The 579-nt window shown below is 68.9% G+C and carries 1 pseudogene; it reads left to right on the top strand.

Annotation, left to right across the window (positions count from 1 at the left end):
* Positions 1-165: 165 nt before the first annotated feature.
* Positions 166-579: pseudogene (locus tag GTY47_RS21180) on the top strand (ABC transporter permease); the annotation flags it as partial.

Below are 579 nucleotides of genomic sequence, written 5' to 3'. Positions count from 1 at the left end.
CCTGGACAACTGCTGGGGCTGAGCCGTCGGCTCCCGCTGCCAGCGTTCGACACCCCTCAGCGGGGCGGCCGGCCCCTCCTCCCCGAACCGGGACGGCCGCCTCCTCGTCCTCCTGCCGCCCTGAAGGGACGGCCAAGGACTTCTGTCTTCCGACAAGGACTTCGCATGACTGCCACGTCCACGCCACCCTCCACGTCCACGCCGTACGCCGATCTCAAGGCGCCGACCACGGTCCGCAGACTGCTCACCCAACCGACCACCGGCCCGCTGATCGCCCTCCTGCTGGCCTGTGTCTTCTTCGCCACCTCGACCGACCAGTTCCTCACCGGCGGGAACTTCTCGCTGATCGTCCAGCAGGTCATGGTCGTCGGCACGCTGGCCATCGGCCAGACGCTCATCATCCTCACCGCGGGCATCGACCTGTCCTGCGGAGCGGTGATGGCGTTCGGCAGCATCGTGATCGCGAAGATGGCCGCCGAGGGCTCCCTGCCGCCGCTCGCCGCTATCGCGCTGGGCCTGGTCGTCTGCGCCGGCTTCGGCATGCTCAACGGCGCATTGGTTCAGAAGGTCCCGCTGCCG

Source organism: Streptomyces sp. SID5464 (genome assembly GCF_009862985.1).
Taxonomy (GTDB): domain Bacteria; phylum Actinomycetota; class Actinomycetes; order Streptomycetales; family Streptomycetaceae; genus Streptomyces; species Streptomyces chartreusis_D.
The sequence above is the reverse complement of the archived record's forward strand: the minus strand, read 5'-3'. Positions and strand labels throughout refer to the sequence as shown.